Source organism: Pseudogulbenkiania ferrooxidans 2002 (assembly GCF_000174355.1).
In the GTDB taxonomy this organism is placed as follows: domain Bacteria; phylum Pseudomonadota; class Gammaproteobacteria; order Burkholderiales; family Chromobacteriaceae; genus Pseudogulbenkiania; species Pseudogulbenkiania ferrooxidans.
Genome location: NZ_ACIS01000001.1, coordinates 450,954 through 470,197, shown reverse-complemented (window position 1 = coordinate 470,197; position 19,244 = coordinate 450,954). Strand labels below are relative to the sequence as shown.

At 62.3% G+C, this 19,244-nt stretch carries 19 protein-coding genes; 4 read left to right on the top strand and 15 right to left on the bottom strand.

Annotation, left to right across the window (positions count from 1 at the left end):
- Positions 1-4: 4 nt before the first annotated feature.
- The 4 genes from carA to FURADRAFT_RS02285 form a co-directional block, all read right to left on the bottom strand.
- Positions 5-1,132, bottom strand: a complete 1,128-nt coding sequence (carA, locus tag FURADRAFT_RS02300) for a glutamine-hydrolyzing carbamoyl-phosphate synthase small subunit (protein ID WP_008952489.1) — start codon at positions 1,130-1,132, stop codon at positions 5-7.
- Positions 1,133-1,334: 202 nt separating this feature from the next.
- A complete protein-coding gene (locus FURADRAFT_RS02295) occupies positions 1,335-3,116 on the bottom strand; it encodes an acyl-CoA dehydrogenase (protein ID WP_008952488.1) in 1,782 nt (593 codons plus the stop codon).
- Positions 3,117-3,205: 89 nt separating this feature from the next.
- On the bottom strand, positions 3,206-4,141 hold the full coding sequence (locus FURADRAFT_RS02290) for an electron transfer flavoprotein subunit alpha/FixB family protein (RefSeq protein WP_008952487.1): 936 nt from the start codon (positions 4,139-4,141) through the stop codon (positions 3,206-3,208).
- A gap of 2 nt (positions 4,142-4,143) precedes the next feature.
- Entirely contained in the window at positions 4,144-4,893 is a 750-nt protein-coding gene (locus tag FURADRAFT_RS02285; protein WP_008952486.1) for an electron transfer flavoprotein subunit beta/FixA family protein, read from the bottom strand.
- A 246-nt stretch (positions 4,894-5,139) separates the two neighbouring features.
- Here FURADRAFT_RS02285 and FURADRAFT_RS02280 point away from each other — a divergent pair, with 246 nt between their 5' ends.
- Positions 5,140-5,565, top strand: coding sequence for a MaoC family dehydratase (locus FURADRAFT_RS02280; RefSeq protein ID WP_008952485.1), 426 nt, complete (start codon positions 5,140-5,142; stop codon positions 5,563-5,565).
- A gap of 78 nt (positions 5,566-5,643) precedes the next feature.
- On the opposite strand, the gene murI is transcribed toward FURADRAFT_RS02280, so the two are convergent.
- Together murI and queG are read right to left on the bottom strand one after the other, a co-directional pair.
- On the bottom strand, positions 5,644-6,456 hold the full coding sequence (gene murI, locus FURADRAFT_RS02275) for a glutamate racemase (RefSeq protein ID WP_008952484.1): 813 nt from the start codon (positions 6,454-6,456) through the stop codon (positions 5,644-5,646).
- Between the two features lie 31 nt (positions 6,457-6,487).
- The gene (gene queG, locus FURADRAFT_RS02270) at positions 6,488-7,591 is read right to left on the bottom strand and encodes a tRNA epoxyqueuosine(34) reductase QueG (RefSeq protein WP_008952483.1); all 1,104 of its coding nucleotides are present in this window, start codon (positions 7,589-7,591) and stop codon (positions 6,488-6,490) included.
- On the opposite strand from queG, the gene tsaE reads away from it, so the two are divergent.
- Entirely contained in the window at positions 7,590-8,081 is a 492-nt protein-coding gene (gene tsaE, locus FURADRAFT_RS02265; RefSeq protein ID WP_008952482.1) for a tRNA (adenosine(37)-N6)-threonylcarbamoyltransferase complex ATPase subunit type 1 TsaE, read from the top strand. The genes queG and tsaE overlap by 2 nt on opposite strands.
- Positions 8,042-9,274, top strand: a complete 1,233-nt coding sequence (locus FURADRAFT_RS02260) for an N-acetylmuramoyl-L-alanine amidase (protein ID WP_008952481.1) — start codon at positions 8,042-8,044, stop codon at positions 9,272-9,274. The genes tsaE and FURADRAFT_RS02260 overlap by 40 nt, the downstream gene beginning before the upstream one ends.
- 66 nt (positions 9,275-9,340) lie before the next feature.
- Here FURADRAFT_RS02260 and yacG read toward each other — a convergent pair whose 3' ends face one another.
- The 7 genes from yacG to FURADRAFT_RS02230 form a co-directional block, all read right to left on the bottom strand.
- Positions 9,341-9,535 carry a DNA gyrase inhibitor YacG gene (yacG, locus tag FURADRAFT_RS19980; RefSeq protein ID WP_008952480.1) on the bottom strand — a complete coding sequence of 65 codons (195 nt, stop codon included), beginning with the start codon at positions 9,533-9,535 and terminating at the stop codon, positions 9,341-9,343.
- An 8-nt stretch (positions 9,536-9,543) separates the two neighbouring features.
- A complete protein-coding gene (gene zapD / locus FURADRAFT_RS02255) occupies positions 9,544-10,302 on the bottom strand; it encodes a cell division protein ZapD (protein ID WP_040652180.1) in 759 nt (252 codons plus the stop codon).
- 86 nt (positions 10,303-10,388) lie between these two features.
- Positions 10,389-11,009, bottom strand: coding sequence for a dephospho-CoA kinase (gene coaE, locus FURADRAFT_RS02250; RefSeq protein WP_040652177.1), 621 nt, complete (start codon positions 11,007-11,009; stop codon positions 10,389-10,391).
- Positions 10,996-11,862, bottom strand: coding sequence for a prepilin peptidase (locus FURADRAFT_RS02245; RefSeq protein ID WP_008952477.1), 867 nt, complete (start codon positions 11,860-11,862; stop codon positions 10,996-10,998). Before FURADRAFT_RS02245 ends, coaE begins: the two co-directional genes overlap by 14 nt.
- Complete coding sequence (locus FURADRAFT_RS02240) at positions 11,862-13,088, bottom strand: type II secretion system F family protein (RefSeq protein WP_008952476.1); 1,227 nt, start codon at positions 13,086-13,088, stop codon at positions 11,862-11,864. Before FURADRAFT_RS02240 ends, FURADRAFT_RS02245 begins: the two co-directional genes overlap by 1 nt.
- A 23-nt stretch (positions 13,089-13,111) precedes the next feature.
- Positions 13,112-14,821, bottom strand: coding sequence for a type IV-A pilus assembly ATPase PilB (pilB, locus tag FURADRAFT_RS02235; protein ID WP_008952475.1), 1,710 nt, complete (start codon positions 14,819-14,821; stop codon positions 13,112-13,114).
- 283 nt (positions 14,822-15,104) lie between these two features.
- A complete protein-coding gene (locus FURADRAFT_RS02230) occupies positions 15,105-16,169 on the bottom strand; it encodes a porin (RefSeq protein ID WP_008952474.1) in 1,065 nt (354 codons plus the stop codon).
- 377 nt (positions 16,170-16,546) lie between these two features.
- Here FURADRAFT_RS02230 and FURADRAFT_RS02225 point away from each other — a divergent pair, with 377 nt between their 5' ends.
- The gene (locus tag FURADRAFT_RS02225) at positions 16,547-17,956 is read left to right on the top strand and encodes a cryptochrome/photolyase family protein (protein ID WP_008952473.1); all 1,410 of its coding nucleotides are present in this window, start codon (positions 16,547-16,549) and stop codon (positions 17,954-17,956) included.
- A gap of 41 nt (positions 17,957-17,997) precedes the next feature.
- On the opposite strand, the gene FURADRAFT_RS02220 is transcribed toward FURADRAFT_RS02225, so the two are convergent.
- Entirely contained in the window at positions 17,998-18,357 is a 360-nt protein-coding gene (locus tag FURADRAFT_RS02220; RefSeq protein ID WP_008952472.1) for a ComEA family DNA-binding protein, read from the bottom strand.
- 59 nt (positions 18,358-18,416) lie between these two features.
- Positions 18,417-19,238, bottom strand: coding sequence for a cytochrome C assembly family protein (locus FURADRAFT_RS02215; RefSeq protein ID WP_008952471.1), 822 nt, complete (start codon positions 19,236-19,238; stop codon positions 18,417-18,419).
- Positions 19,239-19,244: the final 6 nt, after the last annotated feature.

The following is a 19,244-nucleotide window of genomic DNA, read 5'->3' as shown; positions in this document are numbered from 1 at the left end:
CCTCTCAGCCGCGTTCGTCCATCGCCTTGATGAACTTGTCGAACAGGTACGCCACGTCGTTCGGACCGGGGCTCGCTTCCGGGTGGCCCTGGAAGCTGAAGGCCGGGCGGTCGGTCAGGGCGATGCCCTGCACCGTGCCGTCGAACAGCGAGCGATGGGTAACACGCACGTTGGCGGGCAGGCTGTTCTCGTCGACCTGGAAGCCGTGGTTCTGGCTGGTGATCATGACGCGGCCGGTATCCAGATCCTGCACCGGATGGTTGGCGCCGTGATGGCCGAACTTCATCTTGGAGGTCTTGCCGCCGACCGCCAGGCCGAGCAGTTGGTGCCCCAGGCAGATGCCGAACACCGGCAGCTTGGTGTCGAGGATTTCCTTGATCGCGTCGATGGCGTAGTCGCACGGTTCCGGATCCCCCGGGCCGTTGGACAGGAACACGCCGTCCGGCTTGAGCGCCAGCACGTCCTTGGCCGGAGTCTGCGCCGGCACCACGGTCAGCTTGCAGCCGCGTTCGGCGAGCATGCGCAGGATGTTGTGCTTGACGCCGAAGTCGTACGCCACCACGTGGTATTTCGGTTCGGCCTGCGCGCGGTAGCCTTCGCCCAGACGCCACTCGCGGGTATCCCACTGGTAGATCGAATCGCAGCTGACCACCTTGGCCAGATCCTGCCCGGCCATGGTGCCAAAGCCGCGCGCCAGTTCCAGTGCGCGCGCTTCGTCGATCTCGCCCGCCATGATGCAGCCCGGCTGGGCGCCCTTTTCGCGCAGGATGCGGGTCAGCTTGCGGGTGTCGATGTCGGCGATCGCCACCACGTTGTTGGCCTTGAGATAGCCCGACAGCGACGCCTCAGCGCGGAAGTTGCTGTGCAGCAGGGGCAGATCGCGCACGATCAGGCCTGCGGCGAACACGGCGCGCGACTCGGTGTCTTCCGCGTTGGCACCGACGTTGCCGATATGCGGATAGGTCAGGGTGACAATCTGCTTGGTGTAAGAAGGGTCCGTCAAGATTTCCTGGTAGCCGGTGATGGCGGTATTGAATACCACTTCGCCGACCGTATGGCCGGCGGCACCGATGGCACTGCCCTTGAAGAGGGTTCCGTCAGCCAAGACAAGAATCGCGGGTACGGATGACACTGACTGGCTCCTGTTCCGTTTGCTCTGTTTTCGAAGCTTTTATGTGAAGAACGGGACACCGCGTCGTAACGCTTGTCCCGTTTTGTTAAACCTTAACAGTATAATTTTTTTAGCTATTTCTGGCAAGGCGGCATCGCCCCTCCGCGATGCGGCACCGAGCAAGCGCTTGTCTTCCTGGCGGTGCCGGCGTTGGCGACGGGGCTCAGAACTGGCCGTCGTCGAGTTCCAGCACGCTGTCGGCCCCGTGCAGGATCGCTGCCGCCAGGCCACTCACCTGGGGCAGCAGGTGCTCGCCGAAAAAGCGCGCGGTCACCTGCTTGGCGTGCAGGAAGTCGACATCGGCATCCTCCTCGCCCATGCGCTCGCGAGCGATCAGAGCGGCGCGCCCGAGCTGCCAGCCGCCCAGCAGGATGCCCATCAGCTTGAGGAACGGCACCGAACCGGCGGCAGCACGCTGCGGTGCGGCGGCGAACGATTCAAGAATGAACGCCACGCAGCGCTCGGCGTCGGCCGCCGCGCTCTTCAGGTTGGCCGAAAGGCTGGCAAAACCGGCTGTCGCCAGCTTGTCGGCCGTAGCCTGCACCTCGGCCAGCAGCGCACGCGCGGTGGCCCCCTCTTCCGCCGCGGTCTTGCGGCCGATCAGGTCGAGCGCCTGGATGCCGGTCGTTCCCTCGTAGATGGCGGTGATGCGGGCGTCGCGATAGTACTGCGCCACGCCGGTTTCCTCGATATAGCCCATGCCGCCGTGCACCTGCAGCGCCAGCGAGGTGATTTCGTTGGCCTGCTCGGTATTCCAGCCCTTGACGATGGGGATCAGGAAGTTGACCAGCGCCTGGTTGCGCGCCTTTTCCTGCGGATGCGGATGACGCGCCGCGCGGTCCAGCGCGGCGGCGGCAACGAAGGCCAAGGCACGCTGCGCCTCGATCTGCGCCTTCATCGTCATCAGCATGCGACGCACGTCCGGATGCTTGATGATCGCCACCCCGGCCGCGTCGGGAGAACCGACGGCACGGCTCTGCACGCGTTCGCGGGCGTAAGCCACGGCCTGCTGGTAGGCGCGCTCGGACACCGCCATGCCCTCGACGCCGACGCCGAGACGGGCGTGGTTCATCATGGTGAACATGTAGCCCAGGCCCTTGTTGGCTTCGCCCACCAGGTAACCGGCGGCGCCGCCCTGATCGCCGAAACTCATCACGCAGGTGGGCGAGCCATGGATACCGAGCTTGTGCTCCAGCGACACGCAGCGCAGGTCGTTGCGTGCACCGGGCGTGCCGTCGGCGCCCGGCAGGAACTTGGGCACGACGAACAGCGAGATGCCCTTTACCCCGGCGGGGGCATCGGGCAGGCGCGCCAAGACTAGGTGCACGATGTTCTCGGCCAGGTCGTGCTCACCCCAGGTGATGAAGATCTTCTGGCCGCTGATGCGGTAGCTGCCGTCGTCTTGCGGCACGGCGCGGGTGCGCACCTGCGCCAGGTCTGAGCCGGCCTGCGGCTCGGTCAGGTTCATGGTGCCGGTCCACTCGCCGCTCGCCATCTTCGGCAGATAGAGCGCCTTGAGCTCGTCCGAGGCGTGGTGGTTGAGCGCTTCGATCGCCCCCAGCGTCAACAGCGGCGCCAGCGAGAAGGCCAGGTTGGCCGAACACCACATTTCCTCGGCGGCGATCGCCACCAGGGCCGGCAGGCCTTGCCCGCCGAATTCGTAAGGCGCGCGCAGACCGACCCAGCCGGCATCGACGTATTGCTGCCAAGCGTTCTTGAAGCCCGGCGCGGCGGTGACGGTCTCGCCGTCCAGCCGCGCCCCCTTGTCACCCTGCTTGTTGATCGGCGCCAGCACTTCTTCGGCGAAGCGGGCTCCTTCGTCCAGGATGGCGTCGACCAGTTCCACGCTGGCGTCTTCATAGCCCGGCAGGGAGCAGACCGCCGGCAGTTCCGCCAGCTCGTTGAGGGCGAAACGGATATCTTTCAGGGGAGCTTGGTAAGTCATGTCAGCACCTCGGTTCTCGTGTTTTCTCGTGATGTAAAAAAAGGCCGGTCTGACGCCGGCCTTGATGAGCACTGCTCGCGATTCCGCCCTTACTTGGACAGTTCGGCCATCAGTTCGGGTACGACGGTGAACAGGTCACCGACGATGCCGTAGTCCGCCACCTGGAAGATCGGCGCTTCTTCGTCCTTGTTGATCGCCACGATCACCTTGGAGTCCTTCATGCCGGCCAGGTGCTGGATCGCGCCGGAAATGCCGACGGCGAGGTACAGCTGCGGCGCCACCACCTTGCCGGTCTGGCCGACCTGGTAGTCGTTCGGCGCGTAGCCGGCGTCCACGGCGGCACGCGAGGCGCCAACGGCGGCACCCAGCTTGTCGGCCAGCGGCTCGATGATGGCCTTGAACTGTTCTTCCGAACCCAGCGCACGACCGCCGGAGACGATCACCTTGGCGGCGCCCAGTTCCGGACGGTCCGACTTGGTCAGCTCCTGGCTGATGAAGCTCGACAGCTGCGCCTCGGCCGGGCCGCCAACGCTTTCAACACTGGCCGAACCGCCCAGTGCCGCCGCCTCGAAGGCGGTGGTGCGCACGGTGATGACCTTGATAGAATCGACGGACTGCACCGTGGCCAGCACGTTGCCGGCGTAGACCGGACGCACGAAGGTGTCGGCCGACTCGACGGCGACGATGTCGGAGATCTGCGCCACGTCGAGCAGCGCGGCGACGCGCGGCAGGAAGTTCTTGCCCGAGGTGCCGGCCGGCGACAGCACGTGGCTGTAGTTTTTGGCCAGATCGACCACCAGCGCGGCCAGGTTCTCGGCCAGGCCGTGGGCGTATTGGGCAGCGTCGGCCACCAGCACCTTGGCCACACCGGCCACGGCCTTGGCCGCGTCGGCGACCGCGCCGCAGTTGTGGCCGGCCACCAGCAGGTGCACCTCGCCGCCGATCTTGCCGGCGGCGGTAACGGTATTGAGGGTGCCTGCCTTCAGGCTCTGGTTGTCGTGTTCAGCGATAACGAGAATGGCCATGATCACAGCACCTTTGCTTCATTCTTGAGTTTGGCGACCAGTTCGGCGGCGTTGGCCACCTTGATGCCGGCGGAACGCTTGGCCGGCTCGGCCACCTTGAGGGTCTTCAGACGCGGGGTCACGTCGACGCCCAGCGCCTCCACCGTCAGCTTGTCGAGCGGCTTCTTCTTGGCGGCCATGATGTTCGGCAGCTTGACGTAGCGCGGCTCGTTCAGGCGCAGGTCGGTGGTCACCACCGCCGGCAGGCGCAGCTTGACGGTTTCCAGGCCGCCGTCCACCTCGCGGGTGACGTCGACGGTTTCCGCCGCCAGGTCGACCTTGGAGGCAAACGTGCCCTGCCCCCAGCCCAAGAGCGCGGCGACCATCTGGCCGGTCTGGTTGGCGTCGTCGTCGATGGCCTGCTTGCCCAGGATCATCAGCTGCGGCTGTTCCTTCTCGGCCACGGCCTTGAGCAGCTTGGCCACGGCCAGCGGTTGCAGCTCGGCGTCGGTCTCGACGTGGATGGCGCGGTCGGCGCCCATCGCCAGCGCGGTGCGCAGGGTCTCTTCGCACTGCTTGACACCCAGCGATACCGCCACCACTTCGCTGACCTTGCCGGCTTCCTTAAGGCGCACCGCCTCTTCCACGGCGATTTCGTCGAACGGGTTCATCGACATCTTGACGTTGGCGATATCCACATCGGAGCCATCGGCCTTGACCCGGACCTTCACGTTGTAATCGACAACGCGTTTCACAGCGACTAGAACTTTCATATTCCTCCAGCAAGTGTCGTCTGTCTGGTATTTGGACGGCATGCCCAAGCATGCGTGACATGCAGTTGCGTCGATTATGCACGCCCGCCAAAATAAAACGAGCGTTTGGTCGAGAAAAGATATGTGGACCGTCTCAAAAACGCAACTGGACTCGAAATACTACCTTGTTTCCGCTCGATTTGCATGCCGTGGAAAGTATGACAAGATGCACTGCAACATCTCCATGACAAACGCAGGAGCGACCGCATGCCCACGATCTATTTTGAGGATATCGAGATCGGCCAGAGTGCCGAATACGCCAAGACCATCACCGAGGCCGACATCCTGATGTTTGCTGCGGTCTCGGGCGACAACAATCCGGTGCACCTCAATCAGGAATACGCCGAGCAGACCCCGTTCGGCACGCGCATCGCCCACGGCATGCTCACCGCCGGGCTGATCTCGACCGTGGTCGGTACCCGGCTGCCGGGTGAAGGCACCATCTACCTGTCGCAATCCACCCGCTTCAAGGCTCCGGTGAAGATCGGCGACACCGTGACCGCCCGCGCCACCGCCACCGAGCTCGACCCGGCCAAGAAACGCGTCAAGTTTCTGACCCAATGCCTGGTCGGCGGCAAGGTCGTGCTGGAAGGCGAATCGCTGGTGATCGCGCCGTCGCGACCGGCGCTGTAAACGGCGGCACCCTCTCCATCCGAAACAAAGGGCCCATTTCATGGGCCCTTTTGCCTGGCTTCGGCCAACCCTCGCGGTTCAGCCCAGCTTCACCATCTCCAGGTCGCGGATGCTGCGCCCGAGAAAGCGCTCGCCGATGGTCTGGAACTTGAGCGGGATGTCGGTGACGTAATAGCGGTACTCGGGGGCGCCGCGCTGCGGGTTGAGCAGGTTGAGCCCCGCCAACACCTCGGCCGTGGCTTCCGCCGTGGTCAGCGCCGAATCGACCAGTTCGACGCGGCCGCCCGTCACCTCGGTCAGCAGCGGCTTGATCAACGGGTAATGGGTGCAGCCCAGCACCAGTGTATCGACATGCTCCTCCAGCACCGTCTTGAGATACTCCTCGGCGGTGAGGCGGGTCACCGGGTGGTCGACCCAGCCCTCTTCGACCAGCGGGACGAACAGCGGGCAGGCCTGCGAATACACCCGGGCATCCGGCATCAGGCGATGGATCTCGCGGGCATAGGCATTGCTGTTGATGGTGGTCGAGGTGGCAATCACGCCGATTTCGTGGTTTTTGCTGACCTTGACCGCCGCCTGGGCGCCGGCCTCGATCACGCCGATCACCGGAATGTCGCCCGCCAGCTCCCGCACCTGCTCCAGCGCCACCGCCGAAATGGTGTTGCACGCCACCACCAGCGCCTTGACCTCGTGCTGCAGCAAAAACTCGACAATCTGCCGGGAAAAGGCCCGGATGGTCGCCACCGACTTCACGCCGTAGGGCACCCGCGCCGTGTCGCCGAAATAGATGATGTCCTCGAACGGCAGGCGGTCCATCAGCGCCCGCACCACGGTCAGCCCTCCCACACCGGAATCGAACACCCCGATGGGACGGCGAGCTTTGGCTGTCATGACGTTTCCTCAAGCAGAGAAGGCGCGCATCTTAGCATGCCGCAACGGTGCCGCCAGCGGCGCGCCCCGCATGCTGCGCCAGCGCCCACTGCACGTGCTCGCGCACCAGCTCGGACGGATCGTCGGCGCGCGCCGTGAGCGCCGCCAACACCGCCGGAGAGCTCGGGGCGTTGCCGAGCCCGACCGCCAGGTTGCGCGACCAGCGCTCGTAACCGATGCGGTAGATCGGGCTGCCCGCCATGCGCGAAGCGAAATCCGCCGCGCTCCAGCCGAACAGCTCGGCCAGCGTCACATCGTCGAGCCCGTGCCGCACCGCAAAATCGGTCTCCTCGGTCGGCACGGCGAAACGATTCCACGGACACGCCAACTGGCAATCGTCGCAACCGTACACGCGGTTGCCGATCAGCGGCCGCAACGCTGGCGGAATCGCCCCGGCCAATTCGATGGTGAGGTAGGAGATGCAACGGCGTGCATCGACCTTGTACGGCTCGACGATGGCCCCGGTCGGGCACACGTCGAGGCAGCGCGTGCAGCGGCCGCAATGCCCCTCTTCCGCGGCGTCGGGCGGCAGAGGCAGATCGGTGAACAGCTCGCCGAGAAAGAACAGCGAACCGTGCCGGCGGTTGAGCAGCAGCGTGTGCTTGCCGCGCCAGCCGAGTCCGGCCTGCGCCGCCAGCGCCACCTCCGCCACCGGCGCACTGTCGGTGAACACGCGGTGGCCGAACTCGCCCACCTCGGCCTGAACTCTTTCGGCCAACCTTTGCAAGCGATTGCGCAACACCTTGTGATAATCCCGCCCCAGCGCGTAACGCGACAGGTAGGCGCGCTCGCCATCGGCCAGCACCTCGTCGGCCCCACGCGAGGCACCCGGCCAGTAGTGCATGCGCAGCGACACCACCGACAAGGTGCCGGGCACCAGCTCCGCAGGTCGCAGCCGCAACACGCCATGGCGCGCCATGTACTCCATTTCGCCGTGACAGCCCTCGGCCAGCCACGCCAGCAGCGTGTGCTCGGCCTCGGGCGGCAACTGTGGCCGGGTAATACGCGCATCGGCAAAGCCCAATTCGCGCGCCCATGCTTTGATTTGGCGCGCCAATTCGGGATAATTCGGTTTTTGTAAGGACTTCTCGGTCATGGAGATGGATGATACCAGTGTTCGCCAGGGCAGCCTGCCGGATGAAGACGCCACGCTGGCGCTAGGCGCAGCCTTGGCACACGCCATCGCCCCGGGCACTGTCATCTACCTGTGGGGCGACCTGGGGGCGGGCAAGACCACCCTGAGCCGCGGCCTGCTGACAGCGCTCGGCCACCATGGCCGGGTCAAGAGCCCCACCTACACGCTGGTGGAAAGCTATCCGCTCGCCTCTCTCACGGTACACCATTTCGACCTATACCGCTTCGCCGACCCCGAGGAATGGGAAGACGCCGGCTTTCGCGACTATTTCGGCCCCGACACGCTATGCTTGGTAGAGTGGCCTGACAAGGCCGAGGGCCTGCTGCCCCGCGCCGACCTGGTCGTGGAACTGGCCGTCGCCGGCAGCGGTCGGAGCTACCGAATCACCGCCCAAACCGACATTGGACAGTCATGCCTCACCCGACTTTCGACCCCACCCGCCGCACTTTGATCACGGCGGCGGCCGCGACCTTCCTGCTGACGGTCAGCCGCGTTGGCTTGGCCGCTTCGAGCCAACTCGTCGCCCTGCGCGTCTGGCCGTCGTCCACCTACACCCGCATCACGCTGGAAGCCAGCGAGGCGCTCAAGTACAAGTATTTCAACATCGCCAATCCCGAGCGCCTGGTGATCGATATCGAGGGCGTGCAGCTCAACGCCGTGCTCAAGGACATCGGCAGCCAGATCAGCGCCGCTGATCCCTTCATCCAGACCGCGCGCGCCGGCCAGTTCACCCCGGACACGGTACGTATCGTGCTCGACCTGAAGTCCGACATCAAACCGCAAGTGTTTACGCTGGCGCCGGTAGCGGAATACCAGCACCGGCTGGTGATCGACCTCTACCCTACGGCGCAGCAGGACGACCCGCTGCTGGCACTGCTCGAAGACTACAACAAGGGCAAGTTGGAGCAGCCACCACTGAAGTCCAAGAATAAATCCGACAAGAGCCGCCCGATCCTGATCATGCTCGACCCGGGACACGGCGGCGAAGACCCTGGCGCGATCGGCCCTTCCGGTACGCGGGAAAAGGACGTGGTACTGAAGATTGCCAAGCAGCTCAAGCGCATGATCGACGCCGAGCGCAACATGAAAGCCTACATGACGCGCGACGAGGACGTGTTCATTCCGCTTGGCGTGCGCGTGGTCAAGGCGCGCAAACTGAATGCAGACCTGTTCATCTCGATCCACGCCGATGCCTTCCTCAATCCAAGCGCGCGCGGTTCGTCGGTGTTCGCGCTGTCGGAGCAAGGCGCCACCAGTACCGCCGCTCGCTACCTGGCCAAGACCCAGAACGACGCCGACCTGATCGGCGGGGTGAAGATCACCAGCAAGGACCGCTATCTGGCGCATACCCTGTTCGACCTCACCCAGACCGCCACCATCAACGACAGCCTCAAGCTCGGCAAGAGCGTGCTGGGCAAGATGGGCGAACTCAACCGGCTACACAAGGACGAGGTAGAACAGGCCGGCTTCGCCGTGCTGAAGGCACCGGACATCCCGTCCATCCTGGTCGAAACCGCCTTTATCAGCAATCCGGAAGAAGAGCACCGGCTGATGGATGCCTCCTTCCAGCAGAAAGTGGCGGAAAGCATCTTCGGCGGGGTACGCGGCTACTTCGCCCAGGGGGCCGCACTGGCCAGGACCTGAAGCACCCCCAGGCCGGCAACAAAAAATGGCCCGCATTTGGCGGGCCATTTTCGTTGCCATCGGGATTCAGCGTGACTCCCCAGGCGCCAAGCTATCCGGATGCTCCTCTTCGGCCGGCACGCGGTAGCTCTCATCCGCCCACTGCCCCAGGTCGATCAACTTGCAGCGCTCGCTGCAAAAGGGCCGATAGCGACTTTGCGGCTCCCAGCGCACGGCGGCACCACAGGTTGGACAGGCGACGATTCGTACCTTCTCGCTCATAACACGGCTCAGAACTTGCAATGGGTCAGGGTGAATTCGACATCGGCCTCGGTCGGCTTGGGCCGGCTCTCGCCGGTGGCCGCATTGATGAAGCGGATATTCAGGGCGTACTTGTTGGCCGAGAGTTCCGGCAGGGCGCCGAGCGACTCGTCGAAACCGATACGGATCAGTTGCACCACCTTGCCGCCGGACATCTGCTGGAACACGCCGCGTCGCGCCACGTACTGGTGCGACTTGCCGCTGTTGCGCAGCAGCTTGAGCAGAATGCGCGAGGCTTCGGCGGTGGGCATCAGCGGCCCCGCCCAGCGCTGCAGATCGAGGCGGCGCTCCTCCGGCGGCTTGAGCTGCCACAGGTAGTATGACGGCAGGTCGAACTGGCAGGTCCCGCCGGGGATGCCGGCACGCTGCTTGATCGCCATCAGCCACTCGTTCTCGCGCAGGTGCTGGCCGAACTTGCCGGTCAGATCCAGCAGGTTCGCCGCCGTGCCCTCGATTTCCTCGATGACACCTTCCAGCATGTCTTCGGAGACGTTGGGATTGTCGCGCAGGGCCTCGAGAATCTGCTTCTGCCGTTCCAGCTCCTGCAGTAGCTCGGCCTTGAGATCGGCTCGGGAGGCCGTTTCCATCAGCTCGAACAGCGTCAGGATGGCGGAATGGTGTTCGAACGGATGATCTTGGGAAATGAAGAAGGCCAGGCGTGTGTACAACTGCTCCAAACGCAGCAGCATCCGAGTTTTCTCGGTAACGGGGAATTCAAAACTGATCACGGCACCACGGCCCTTCTAGATGGCTTTTATTGGAGTAGTTGTATCGCGCCGGTCATGGGGCACCGCAGAAGAGGAACGCGGCTTCATCACTGGCTCCGAGCCCTGGCGAGGCTCGACAGATAATAACGATGTTTGGCTTCGACTTGAAGCGCAAGTTCACTCAGCGAGCCGCTATTGTCAATAATATCGTCCGCGAGCCTGCGCTTGTCCCCGCGCGGCATCTGCGTCGCCATGATGGCACGCACCTGCGGCTCGCTCAAACCACTACGTTGCATCACCCGCGCCACCTGCACTTCCTCGTCGCAATCGATCAGCAGGGTGCGGTCGACCACATCCCGATAGGCCTGGCTTTCGAACAGCAAGGGCACTACCAGCACCGCGTACGGCCCCTGAGCCCCTGCCAGCGCGGCCAGGCTGTCTTCCAGAATCAGCGGGTGCAAGATGGCTTCCAGTTCGCGCCGCGCCGACGGCTGCCGGAACACCAGCTCACGCATGCGCAGGCGATCGAGCGCCCCGTCCGCGCGCTGGAAATCGGGCCCGAACCTTGCCACGAGCGTCGGCATCGCCCGCCCACCGGGGGCTGTCAACGCATGCGACAGCTCGTCGGTATCGACCACCGCCACACCCTGCGCGGCAAAACAACGGGCCGCAGCCGTCTTCCCCGAGCCGATGCCACCGGTGAGTCCAACGACCTTAACGCCCGCCAAGATACCACCCGACGATCTGCTCGCCCCAGAGCAGGGCAATCCAGCCTGCCAGCGCCAGATAGGGGCCGAACGGCAGATGCTGGCCCCGCCCCAGTCGCGCCATCAGGATCATGGCAATACCGAACACGGCCCCGACCAGCGACGACAGCAGGATCACCAAAGGCAACATCTTCCAGCCCAGCCAGGCCCCCAGTGCCGCCAGCAGCTTGAAGTCGCCGTACCCCATGCCTTCCTTGCCCGTCGCCAGCTTGAACAACCAGAAAATCACCCACAGCGAGACGTAACCGAGCATGGCACCGATCACCGCCTCGTCCAGCGGCACGCGCCCGCCCAGCAGGCTGAACAGCAATCCTCCCCACAGCAAGGGCAAGGTCAACGAATCGGGCAGCAGCTGGGTGTCGGCATCGATGAACGCCAGTGCAATCAGCGTCGCGGTCAGGGCAGCGTAACCCAACAAGTCGAGTGTCCAGCCGAAGCGGTAAGCCAACGCCGCGAACATCACACCACACATCAGCTCGACCAGCGGATAACGCCGCGCGATCGTGGCCTTGCAACTGTGGCAACGGCCGCGCAGCAGCAGGAAACTGAGCACTGGGATGTTGTGCCAGGCACGCACCGGCGCCTGGCAGGAAGGGCAATGCGATGCCGGCGTCAGCAGGTTGAAACGCGGCATCTCCTGCGCGGGCTGCCCGCTCAACAGTGCGCACTCCAGCTGCCACTCCTGCTCCAGCATCTTGGGCAGGCGATGAATCACCACGTTCAGGAAACTCCCCACCAGCAAGCCCAGCAGCGCCACCACCCCGATCATCAGCGGAAGGTTGGCCGAAAGAACTGCATCCATCTCCGTCATCATCAGCCGACCACCTGCCCCATCTTGAAGATCGGCATGTACATGGCGACCACCAGGCCACCGATCAGCACCCCGAGGACGATCATGATGACCGGTTCCATCAAGCTGGACATCGCCGCCACTGCGTTATCGACCTCTTCCTCGTAGAAGTCCGCCACCTTGTCGAGCATGTGGTCGAGCGAGCCCGACTCCTCACCGATCGCCGTCATCTGCATCACCATATTGGGGAACAGATTGGTACGTTGCATGGCGAAACTCAGGCTGGAACCAATGCTCACCTCCGCCTGGATGCGCTTGGTAGCCTCGGCATAGACTTGGTTGCCGGAAGCCCCTCCGACCGAATCCAGGGCCTCCACCAGCGGCACCCCGGCGGTGAACATGGTAGCCAGGGTGCGCGACCAGCGTGCGATGGTCGCCTTCTGCACCACCTCGCCCAGCACCGGCAGCTTGAGCAGCAAGCGGTCGACCTGCTCCTGGAACTTGGGGGAGCGTTTGAAGAAGAACATGGTGCCAAAAATAATGCCGAAGATAATGCCGAAGACCAACCACCAGAACTTCACAAAGGCGTCCGACAGCCAGATCACGAGCAGAGTCGGCGCCGGCAGATCGGCGCCAAAACTGGAAAACAGATCCTTGAACGCCGGAATCACGTACAGCATGATGATGGTGGTGATGATGAAAGCAGTGGCGATAATGGCGGAAGGATAGATCATCGCCGACTTGATCTTGCCCTTGATCGCCATGATCTTTTCGCGGTAGGTCGCCAGCTTGTCCAGCAGCGAATCCAGCACGCCACCGGTTTCACCGGCAGCGATCAGGTTGCAGAACAGCTTGTCGAAGTACAGCGGACGCTTGCGAAAGGCCTCGGCCAGCGACATGCCAGTCTCCACGTCGGCCCGGACTTCCAGCAGCATCTTGGTCACGGCAGGATTGCTATGCCCCTTGGCCGAGATATCGAAGGACTGCAGCAGTGGAACACCGGCTTTCATCATGGTGGCCAGTTGCCGGGTAAACAGGGTAATGTCGCGGTCAGTGATGCGCTTACCAAAGCCGGCCTTGCGCTTCTTCAGTTTCTGGACCGTGATGCCCTGCCGCCGCAACTGGGTCTTGGCGACGATTTCGGACTCTGCGCGCATCTCGCCCCGCACCACCTTGCCGGCACGGTCCTTGCCTTCCCACTCCCAGATGTGGGCTGCCGTCGTCGACAGTTTCTTTGCCAGAGTAGCCATGGCGTCTTGTTTCCCTGCGCTGGTTATTCGTTGGTGGCGGCTTCAATTTCCGCCAGCGAGGTGATGCCCTGCTTCACCTTGAGCAAGCCGGCACGGCGTAGATCGACCATCCCCTCCTGCCGTGCCAGATCCGCGATGTCCACCGCCGTGCCGTTTTTCATGATAAGGCGAGTCATGGCATCGGTGATGGGCATGACCTCATAAATCCCCACCCGCCCCCGATAGCCCGAATCGCGGCATTCACGGCACCCGACGGGTCCGTAAGGCTGCCAACTACCGTCCAGCTCCACCTCACGGTAGCCCGCCCGTAGCAGCGCCTCTTTCGGAATATCCATCGGCTTCTTGCAATGGCTGCACAAGCGTCTGGCTAGGCGCTGCGCCATGATCAGCAGCACCGAGCTGGCCACGTTGAACGGTGCCACCCCCATGTTCAGCAAGCGTGTCAGCGTGGCGGGTGCATTGTTGGTATGCAGCGTGGAAAACACCATGTGACCAGTCTGCGCCGCCTTGATGGCGATATCGGCAGTTTCGAAATCGCGGATTTCGCCCACCATGATCACATCCGGATCCTGGCGCAGAAAGGCCTTCAGCGCTGACGAGAAGGTCAGCCCGGCACGCTCGTTGACGTTTACCTGGTTGATTCCCGGCAGGTTGATTTCGACCGGGTCCTCCGCCGTGGAAATATTGGTGTCCGGCTTGTTCAGGATGTTCAGACAGGTATAGAGCGACACCGTCTTGCCGCTGCCGGTCGGGCCGGTCACCAGCACCATGCCATAGGGACGGCTGATGGCCTCGAGCAGCATCGCCTTCTGCTCCGGCTCGAACCCCAGCTGCTCGATATTCAGCGTGGCCGCCGATTGGTCGAGAATACGCATCACGATCTTCTCGCCAAACAGCGTCGGCAGAGTGCTGACCCGGAAATCGATGGCACGCGTCTTGGACAACACCAGCTTCAAGCGGCCGTCCTGTGGTACGCGCTTTTCGGAAATGTCCAGCCGCGAGATCACCTTGATGCGCGAGGCGATCTTCTCCTTCAGCAAGAGGGGGGGCTGGGCGACTTCCTTGAGCACGCCATCCACCCGGTAGCGGATGCGGTAATACTTCTCATACGGCTCGAAATGGACATCCGATGCCCCGCCGTTGATTGCATCCAGCAGCACCTTGTGGATGAATTTGACGACGGGCGCATCGTCGACTTCGGTCTGGGCAACGGTTTTTTCCGGCTCGGCATCCGGGTCGGCAAACTCGAGGTCGCCAAAATCCTCGTCCACCAGAGCCTTGATCGCTTCGGCCCCACCCGCCTGGTAGCTGCCGATCAGCTTGCCGAGCTTGTCGTCCTCCACCACCACGACTTCGACCGACAGGCTGGTCTTGAAGGTAATGGCGTGGAAGGCCGAGGTCTGGGTGGGGTCGGAGGTGCCGATGAACAGCCGGCTACCCCGCTTGTACAAGGGCAACAGGCGGCGCGAGCTGATCAGGTCCTCGTCCACCAGCCCCTGCGGCAGTTGCTCCGGCTCGATAGCGACAAGGTCCAGCAAGGGAAAGCCGAACACCTGCGAAGCGAACGTCGCTACCTCCAGCGAGCTCATTTTCTTGCTGAGAATAAGCTGCTCGACGAAGCTGATCGACGAGCTCTGCGCCTGGCGCTGGATAGCCTCGGCATCCTGCAATAGCAGGCTGTTATGTTGCACCAAGGCTCGGCCGAGGCCGGAAACGCCGGCAGAAACTTCCATAACGTCCCTCGTTAGAACAGAGCGATCATCACGCCGGCCAGCCATGCCGTATAGAGGCAGACCATGACAGCGGCACACCCCGGACTTTAGCGTAAATTTCACCCCTGTGCATGGGATACAATGCCCTCATACTCCACCTCATCCGACGAGATGAGCACGGAAGAAAGCAATCATTCGAGAACGGGATCAAGCCTCATAAAAGCCAGGGATATTGTACGGAAGCTAATGACATGAAAAAAGGCCGCTTGCGCGGCCTTTTCAGTCATCTGTAAGGATTTACAGATTAGAAGGAGTGAACAGCGTTCACACCGAAGGCACGGACATCAAAGTCCTTGCCGCCATCAGCATTCAGCTTGCCGTAAGCGACGCCCAGTTGGGTGCGCTTGGACAGGTCGTACTGAGCGCCGATCACGTACTGCTTGTAGCCACTGTCGGAGTCTTTCACACCGTCAAACTTGGCATCCCAGCCCTTGGCCAGCGAGATGTACGGGGTGATGGCGCCAAAGGTGTAACCCACCGTCAGAGCTGCTTCGCGGTCTTTAACCTCAGTGTTACCAGTTACGCCGGTAGTGGCGCTATCAGTAACCAAGGAATTACCGATTGCGTTCTTGTAGATGAAGTTTGCAGCGGACAGCGAACCACCATAGCTCTTGGTCTGCTGGTAACCCAGGACTACGTACAGATTGTTGGCGTTGTAGCCGCCTTCAAAGCGGTGGCTGGAGTTAGCCTTGTCGCCATCGGTATTCTGGTCGTTCTGACGGATGTAGCTGTACTTGGCGAAGAAGGCGTCGAAGTGGTAGCCCAGGCCAACGTTCCAAGTATCCTTGTTGGTACGGTTGCTGCCAACGGTCGTACGGGCTTCATCCACACCGTACAGAACGCGACCGGAGAAGCCGGCGAATTCCGGGCTATCGTAGGCGATGGCGTTGTTGTAACGGGTATCGTTGCGGGTGAACGTCCCCAGACCCATTGCCGGGCTGCTGTAGTTCCACGGATCTACATCTTCCATAGAGTCGTTCTGGTAGTTGCTCAGACGGCCCAGACGAACCTTACCGAAGTCACCCTGGAAGCCGATGAAGCTGTCACGGGTCGCCCAAGTGTTGCCCGTACCACCGTTGTCGACGGAGATGGCTTGTTCAACTTGCCAGATGGCTTTCAGACCGTTGCCCAGGTCTTCGCTGCCCTTGAAGCCAATGCGGGAACCGAGGTCGTCGATGTGGTTGATGGAGCCGGCGTTACCAGTCTTGGTGTTTTCAACGCCTACCTTGATCTTGCCGTACAGGGTCACGTCGGCCATGGCGGCTACCGGCAGGGCGGCCAGAGCAACAGCGATCAGCTTTTTGTTCATCGCGTTCTTCCTTTTAAGTCAGTTGGGTTTGTCCGGCTGCTAGCCAGGCTAAACAAGGCCAGCCCGAACATTTCTGCACCACCGATAATTTCCGGCGATTTCTGTCGAGACTATAAATCTGGCGTTGCGAAAATACAAAACCGCGTGGTCGGCACGCTGGACAGGCTTCAACCAAGTTGCAACACGATTCGATAAACCATTGTTTTATATGGAAATACAAACAAACAACAAATGTTGTCAATTTGAGACACAACAACCCAATATGACAAAAACTGTTGCAAAAAAGTCACTCCATGCATTCCCGAGCGGGTTGCCGCTCCATGCCTCATGGCCTAAAACACCGCAAAATAACGCCACTCCCTGACTCGAACCCGACCATGACCACGACTGCCCTCTGCTGGTTCCGCCGCGACCTGCGACTTGACGATCACGCGGCACTGTATGCCGCCTTGCGCCACAGCGAACGCGTCGTCTGCGTGTTCGTGTTCGACCGGGATATCCTGAAGCACCTCCCCGCGCAGGACCGCCGCGTCGACTTCATCTGGCACTCTCTGGTGGAACTGAAAGAGCAGTTGTGTGCCCTCGGCAGCGACCTAGTCGTCGTATCCGGCCGGCCAGTGGATTGCATCCCGGCCTTGGCGCAGGAACACGGGGCCAGCACAGTCTGGGCCAGCCGCGACTATGAACCGGCCGCCTGCCTGCGTGATGCGGCGGTTGCCGAGCGGCTATCTCGACACGGCACGCGGCTGGAAACGGTGAAAGACCAGGTGATCTTCGAGCAGGACGAAGTGCTCACCGTAAACAGCAAGCCCTATACCGTATTCACCCCCTACCGGAATGCCTGGCTGAAAAAGCTCACCCCCTTTTTTCTGCAGGCCTACCCAAGCACACGTTACCTCAACAGGCTGGCAAGGTTGGCCGAAACCCCGCTACCCAGCCTGGCCGACCTGGGCTTTACCGATACCGGGCTCGGTCGTCTGGGCATTCGCGCCGGCATGGCGGGCGCCGCGGCCGTGTTCACCGATTTCGGCCAACGTATCGAACACTACCAACAATGGCGCGACTTCCCTGCTGCCAAGGGAGTGTCGTACCTGTCGGTTCACCTGCGCTTTGGCACCATCTCGATTCGTCAATTGGCACAGTTTGCCTGGCAGCAAGGCAGCGCCGGGGCGACGACCTGGTTGAGCGAGCTGATCTGGCGTGAGTTCTATCAGCAATTGCTGTGGCACTACCCGCACGTCGTGGAGGAAAGCTTCAAACCGGAGTACCGGCAGCTCGGTTTCCCCAACGACGAAACCCTGTTCGCCGCCTGGTGCGCCGGACGCACCGGCTACCCGCTGGTCGATGCCGCCATGCGGCAGCTCGCGTACAGCGGCTACATGCACAACCGGCTGCGCATGGTGACGGCGAGCTTCCTGGTCAAGGATCTGCTGGTGGACTGGCGTTGGGGGGAGCGCTATTTCGCCGAGAAGCTGATCGACTACGATCTGGCCGCCAACAATGGCGGTTGGCAGTGGGCCGCATCGACCGGTTGCGATGCCCAACCCTGGTTCCGCATTTTCAATCCGGTAACGCAGTCGCAGAAATTCGACCCTGAAGGCAAGTTCATCCGCCGTTATGTGCCGGAACTGGCCGCACTCGATAACAAGGCTATCCACGCTCCGTGGCAGGCCAAGGTGTTGCCCGGCGGATTTCTATTGGGACGCGATTATCCTCGGCCCATCGTCGACCATGCCGAGCAGCGGACACAGGCCCTGGCGCTGTTCGGGCAGCGCCAAAAAGCATAAACGCCCCAAGCGGGGCGTCTATATCGGCAACCAGCGAACGATTACGGCTTGGCCGGAGCGACCGGCTTGGCCACTGGCTTGGCCGGCACGACGGGGCTGCTGCCGGCTTTGGCCGGAGCCGCCGGTTTCGCCGTCGGCGCGGCACTCTTGCCCGACACGGCGATATCCTTGCGCAGTTTTTCCAGCGTCTTGTCGCCGATGCCTGGCACGTTCTTCAGTTCGTCGACAGTCTTGAACGGCCCTTGTTTGGTCCGATAATCCATGATCGCCTTGGCCTTGGCCGGGCCGATACCGTTGAGCGATTCGAGTTCCTGCTGCGTTGCAGTATTAAGGTTGATGGCCGCCATGGCGGAGGAACAGAACGCCAGCACGCTGGCGAGGATCAGCAGCAATTTTTTCATATCGACTCCTTAACTAGAGTGAACAAATGCGAAGCCCGCCCCATCAATATGACAAATAATTAACCGCGATGCAAAACCAGTTCGAGCACCACCTTGCTGCCGACGTAGGCGAACATCAGCGCCACAAAGCCAATCAGCGTCCAGCGCACTGCCAACTTGCCGCGCCAGCCATACAGCTTGCGCCCCACCAGCAATGCGCCAAACAGGCCCCACGCCATGATCGAAAACACGATCTTGTGCGACCAGGCCGCCGGCTTGCCAAACACCTCCTCGGAGAACACCACGCCGCTGAACAGGCTCGCCGTCAGTAGCAAAAACCCCACACCCAGCACCTGGAACATCATGGTTTCCAGCGACAGCAACGGGGGCAGCTGACGCACCAACGTGATCCAGCGTTTGTCATGCAGCGCTTTGTCCAACGCCAACATCAACAACGCCACCAGGGCGCCGATAGCGAGTAGGCTGTAGGCCAGCATCGACACCAGAATATGCAACAGCAAGGCCGGATTGCTCAGATCGCCCAGCAGATGCTCCCCCGGAAACAGCAGGCTGAAAGCCAGCGTGGCCACCGCCAGCGGCATCATGAACAGCTGCAGCCCTTCCACACGGTAGAAAAAACCGCAGGTCCAGTAGATCAGCAACATCAGCCACACCAGCACCGACAGCGCCCGTCCGACCCCGAGCGACAACAACGCTCCCTCGCGTAGCGGCCCCATCACCGCCATGGCGTGCAGCAACAACAGCACCCCCAGCAGCAGGTGCTCGCGACGCGGATGACGCGGCAGGATCCCGACACCGCGCCAGTGCCCGATGAAATGCCAGGAAAACGCACCGTAGGCCAGAATCAGAAGCAGGGTGATGACGAGCAGAAAACTGGTCATGAGGTA